At 71.6% G+C, this 5055-nt stretch carries 7 protein-coding genes; all 7 read left to right on the plus strand.

The features are described from left to right. Nucleotides 1–627: type IV secretion system protein (locus tag BUB97_RS25145; RefSeq protein WP_073140633.1), on the plus strand; the 627-nt coding region annotated here is incomplete at its 5' end. Beyond that, nucleotides 627–1058 (plus strand): EexN family lipoprotein, encoded by a 432-nt coding sequence (locus BUB97_RS25150; protein WP_073140636.1) that lies wholly within the window; start codon nucleotides 627–629, stop codon nucleotides 1056–1058. The genes BUB97_RS25145 and BUB97_RS25150, both read left to right, overlap by 1 nt. Further along, on the plus strand, nucleotides 1048–2037 hold the full coding sequence (locus BUB97_RS25155) for a TrbL/VirB6 family protein (protein WP_073140639.1): 990 nt from the start codon (nucleotides 1048–1050) through the stop codon (nucleotides 2035–2037). The genes BUB97_RS25150 and BUB97_RS25155 overlap by 11 nt, the downstream gene beginning before the upstream one ends. A gap of 46 nt (nucleotides 2038–2083) precedes the next feature. Then, entirely contained in the window at nucleotides 2084–2257 is a 174-nt protein-coding gene (locus BUB97_RS26060) for a type IV secretion system protein VirB7 (protein WP_139281460.1), read from the plus strand. Continuing rightward, nucleotides 2254–3054 carry a VirB8/TrbF family protein gene (locus BUB97_RS25160; RefSeq protein WP_073140642.1) on the plus strand — a complete coding sequence of 267 codons (801 nt, stop codon included), beginning with the start codon at nucleotides 2254–2256 and terminating at the stop codon, nucleotides 3052–3054. Before BUB97_RS26060 ends, BUB97_RS25160 begins: the two co-directional genes overlap by 4 nt. Further along, nucleotides 3051–4091, plus strand: a complete 1041-nt coding sequence (locus BUB97_RS25165; protein WP_073140645.1) for a TrbG/VirB9 family P-type conjugative transfer protein — start codon at nucleotides 3051–3053, stop codon at nucleotides 4089–4091. Before BUB97_RS25160 ends, BUB97_RS25165 begins: the two co-directional genes overlap by 4 nt. Further along, nucleotides 4088–5055, plus strand: a 968-nt coding sequence (locus tag BUB97_RS25170; protein WP_073140647.1) for a TrbI/VirB10 family protein, incomplete at its 3' end; no start/stop codon positions are given. The genes BUB97_RS25165 and BUB97_RS25170, both read left to right, overlap by 4 nt.

Genomic DNA, 5055 nt, shown 5'->3' on the forward strand with positions numbered 1-5055 from the left:
ACGGACGCCCTCGCGAACGCGCAGGCGCAGATTACCAACTCCCAGCTCGTGCAGCAGGTCGCGCAGGCCGTGGCCACCGTGCGCCAGCTTGAGCAGCAGTATCAGCAGCTCCAGGCCACCTATAACGTGCTCGCCCACACCACCAGCGTCTCGGGCCTGGCAAACCGCCTGGGCGGCGTCGCGAACGGCTACGGTGCCAGCCAGATCGGCGGCGCCATGACGGGCGTGGGGAGCTTGGCCGGCGCTGCCGATCAGGTGGCCAACATGCGCTTCTTCTCGTCGTCGGGAACGGACTTCTCCGCGACCGAGCAGACGCGGCGGGCGCAGCGCCTGGGCAACGTCCAGGCCGCGGCCATGCAGGGGATGCAGCAGTCGGAGCAGCGCATCGCCGGCCTGCGCGAGCTGATGGGCGAGATTGACGGGCAGCCCGACGTGCAGGCGTCGGCCGCCCTGAACAACCGCATCCAGGCCGAGCACGCGCTTCTGTCGGCGCAGCAGCAGCAGCTCGCGCAGTTGCAGCTCATGGCGGCCACCCAGCAGCAGGGCGACACCCTGCGCGCGGAGGAAGCCGCCCGGCAGAGCGCGGAGCAATACCGCGATAGCTTCCAGCCGTTGGGGGACAACTGATGCGCGGTGCGGTGCTCGTGCTCGCCCTGGTGGCCGTGGGCACCGCGCCCGTTCTCGCGCAGCGGTCGCGCGAGAACCGCGACGTGCCCTGGTTCCAGGCGCATCCGCAAATCCTCGATGAGACCTTGCGACGCTGCCAGCGCGACGCCCGCCTGGCCGCGAGCTGGGAGTGCCAGAACGCGGAAGCCGCGGGCGCCTCGCGCATGGGCCGCCCGCTGCCCAACACCCTGCCGCGTGCCGGCCAGGGACGCCAGGCGCCGCCCGTGGACAGCAGCGGCCTACCGGAGCCGGACTACAACCCGCGCACCAACCCGTTCGGCTTTCAGTCCCTAAAGCGGGCTTGTCAGGAACGTGGGCCGGGAAGCTCGATGTTCCTTCCCTACTGCTACCAGCTCGATCGCTACCCGGAGGAACGCGACCGTGGCCGGTGAGTTCTTCCAGAACGTCTCTCTAGCCTTCGATGGCAATCTAGTTTCCGCCGTCAACAACGTCATTAACAACGGCCTCACCTGGGCACGTCCCCAGGTGCGGGCCGCTGCCACGCTGTTCATCCTCATTTCCGGTTGGCTCGTGCTGACCGGCCGGATGGACAAGAGCGTGCTGGCCGGGCGCGTGCTGCGGATCATGGCCGTGGCCGCCTTGCTCACATCGGCGGGCACGTTCAACACCTACGTCCGCGACTTGTTCCTGACCGACATTCCTTCCACGGTCGGAAGTGCCCTCACGGGCGGAACCACCTACGCCCCGGCCGCGCAGTTCGATGCGCTGTGGGGTGCCACGCAGCGCATCGCCGCCACCATGCTCGCGGAAGCGACGGGCTGGACGCAGTTCGGTGAGCGCCTGGTGATCCGCGCGCTGATGGTGATTTCCTTCGTCGCCCTGGTCGTGATCTTCCTTATGTGGATCGTGGCCCGCGTGGTCATGGGCTTCGTGATTGCCCTCGGGCCGTTCCTGATCGGCCTTGCCCTGTTCGACGCGACGCGTCCCTTCGTGGATCGCTGGGTGGGCAAGCTCGTCTCGCTGACGCTCGTGCAGCTCTCCGTCAGTGTCATGCTGCAAATGCTGATGACGGGTTTCAACAACTACGTCCGCGTCGCGCAGTCCAATTCCGGCGGTAGCCTGGATGAGAAGATGGGCGCGCTGCTGCAAGTCGCCGCCTGGTATTGGTGTGGCCTGCTACTGATCGGCGCGCTGACGGGCGTGGCCTACTCCATCGGCGGCGGCCTGGCCGGCTCCTTCGCCCCGCACACGCAAGCCCTGGGCGAAGCCATCGACCGCGGCATGGCGTCGATGCAGCGCCGCTCCGACAAGAAGGCCGCCGCCGCCTCCCAGGGCCGGCAGGAAGCCTATCAGAGCCGAACGGCCACCGCCGCCGAGGCGACAGCCGCCAACACCGTGCCGAAGGGCTGATCCCGTGCGCGCCTCCTGCCCCCTCCTCCGTCACCGTGGAGCCCCGATGAAGCCCGCGCTGCTGCTCTCCCTGCTGGCCCTGGCCGCCTGTGCCAGCGCCTCCGAACCGCCGGCCTGCAAGGGCGAGGTGTTCCAGCTCAATCCGACCCGGATGCTCCCGCCGGCCACCCTCGCCGCCGCGGCCCCCGTGGTCGCCCCGGCCAGGAGTGTCGTGCGTTGAACGCCATCCTCCCGCCCGGCCAGCCGGTGCCGCCCAACGCCTCGCCCGCGGGTGGCCCCTCCGATGGCGATATGGCCGCCGCCGTGGTGATCCCACGGGGCGAGCTGAACCGCCTCTACGCCGAGACGCAGGCCCGCCAGCTCCGCGACGCCCGCTGCGCCAAGCGCATCAGCATGGGAAAGACCTGGGCCATCGTCGGCCTGCTGGGCGTGGTCGGGATGCAGGCCCTCGCCGCCCTCCAGCTCTTTCCCCTGGTGCGCGTGGTGCCCGTGGTGGCCATCCCGCAGCCGGACGGCAGCATGGCCACCGTGGTCCACGGCGACGCCCTGCCGGCCGGCGTGCAGGAGCGCGCCGTGCGCGCCACCCTGTTCCAGTATGTCCGCCTGCGCGAAGGCTGGTCCTCCGGCGAGGCCGGCTACGCCTATGACGTGGTGAGCCGCATGTCGGCGCCCGCTGTTCGCACCGCTTTTCAGGAGTGGTTCAACCTCGACAAGCCGCCCGGCCCGCAGGCCGTGTGGGGGACGCGGGCGACCGTCACCGTGGAGCAGATCAGCGGCGCCCTGCTGCCGAACGACACCGCGCAGGCCGACGAGATTTACCAGCTCCGCTTCCGCCGCACCGAGCGCGCTGCCGGCCGCCCGCCGGTCGTGTCCACCTGGGTCACGACACTGCGCTACCGCGCCGGCCAGAACATCGCCTTCACCGACGGCACCACGATCAACCCGCTGGGCGTGCTCGTGACCGAATACCGCCCGCCCGAGCGTGAGGGCGTGCCGACGCTGGGAGAGGCCCGATGAACCGCCCCCGTTCCGTCCTGCGGCTGCTTCTGGCCCCCTCCGTCGCCCTGCCGCTGGCCTGGGGTGCCCCGGCCACGGCGGGCGAAGCCCCGGCCCCGGCCGGCGCCGATCCCCGCGTGCGGGTGATCGCCTACAACCCGCAACAGGTGGTCAAGCTCTATGCCGTCCCCGGCGCCACCCTGACCATCCAGCTCGCGCCCGGTGAGACGGTCGCCGGCCTGCCAGTGTCGGATCAATCCCTGTTGGACACGCCCGAGCCCGCCGGCCCCGGTAACGGCCCGATTGCCCTGGCCGGCGGCCCCGTCACTCCCTCCGAGCGGGCCGGCGCCGGCCGCGGTGCCTCGACGGATCGGAACCTCTTCACCGCTGTCCGCGGCAACTTCGTGATGCTCAAGCCCCTGCGGGACCTCGACCCGCAGCCGCTCTTCATCATCGGCCGCAGCACCGACCCCACCACGGGCAAGGAGGTGATGCGCGCCTATACCTTCGAGCTGTCCACGCGAGAGGGGCCACTGACCGCGGACGCCCCGGATACCTACTACCTCGTGCGCTTCACCTACCCCGCTGAGGAACGCGCCGCCGCGGCGGCTGCGGCGGCAGCTCGTCGGCAGGCGGCCAACGCCGCGGCCGAGACGCGCCGCCGCGAGCTGGCCGACCGGCAGGCGCGTGAGCGCCTAGTGCTGGCCAGCACGAACGCCGCCACGCCCGGCGTCCTGAACTGGAACTACGACGGCCAGGGCGACCGTGACCTGGCCCCGGCCGAGGTGTGGGACGACGGGCAATCCACCTTCCTGCGCTTCCCCGGCAATCGTCGCGTGCCGGCCATCTTCTCCGTCCTCGCGGACGGACGCGAGGCGGCCGTGAACTACTCGGCCAACACCTCGGGCCTCATCACCATCCACCAGACCAACGGCACCTTCCGCCTGCGGGACGGCGGCCTGGTGCTGTGCATCCTCAACCGGGCCTTCGATGCCACCGGGCGCAACCCCGGCACCGGCACCACCAGCCCCGATGTGGTGCGGGAGATCAGACAGTGAGCGACGCAACGGCCACCAGGGGCGCCGCCGCCTCCAACGATCCTGTCTCGCCCGTGGCCGGCGGCCGGCGCCTGCTGACCGGCCGGGAGAAGGTGCTGATCGGCGTCGGCATCTTCGCGGCCTGCGGCCTGGTCGCGATGTGGCCCTCGTCCAAGCCGGCCCCGGAGCGCGAGCGCGAGCAGCCGGTCGCAGAGGCCGGGCGCTCCATGCCCTACCGGCCGATGCCCGAGCCGGCCGCCCCGCCGTCCCCGGCCCCGGCCGTCACGGCCGCGGCGCTGCCCACCCCGCCGACCCCGGCGGCCATGGGGATGCCGATGCCGATGCCGGGCGCCGGCAGCGCCGTAGCCTTCGGCGGCGGGGGCGGGCGCCAGCTCCCCAACCCCACCCCGATCATGAGCTACGAGGACCGTGCCGCCCCGCAGGCCGCGCAGCTCGTGCAGGACGGGCCGGCCGGCCCCCGCGCTGCCCGGGCCGGGGCGCCTGCTACAGTCCCCGGCGGCCTGGCCGGGGGCGCCAATGAGCCCGACGACGCGCTCTCTTCGCGCCTGCGCCCGTCCCGCATGGCCGCGGCCCGCGCAACCGTGCTGCGGAATCCTGAACTGACGGTGCCGATGGGCACGCGCATCCCCTGCATTCCCGAGATGCCGATAGACTCCACGGTTGCCGGCTTCTTCTCCTGCATCACTCCCGTGGACGTGCGCGGCTCCACCGGAACCGTCGTGCTGATGGAGCGTGGCACCCGCATCGTGGGCGAGGTCCGTTCCGGCCTGGCCCGCGGCTCGCGTCGCCTGTTCGTGGTGATGACCCAAGCCCTCACGCCTGGCGGCGTGCAGATGGAGCTGAACAGCCCCGGCGCCGACGTGATGGGCCAGGCCGGGCTGGATGGCGAGGTCGATAGCCACTTCTTCGAGCGGTTCCGCGGCGCCATGCTGCTCGCCTTCCTCGACACCGGCCTACAGGCCGC

Source organism: Muricoccus roseus (assembly GCF_900141905.1).
GTDB classification, from domain to species: domain Bacteria; phylum Pseudomonadota; class Alphaproteobacteria; order Acetobacterales; family Acetobacteraceae; genus Roseomonas; species Roseomonas rosea.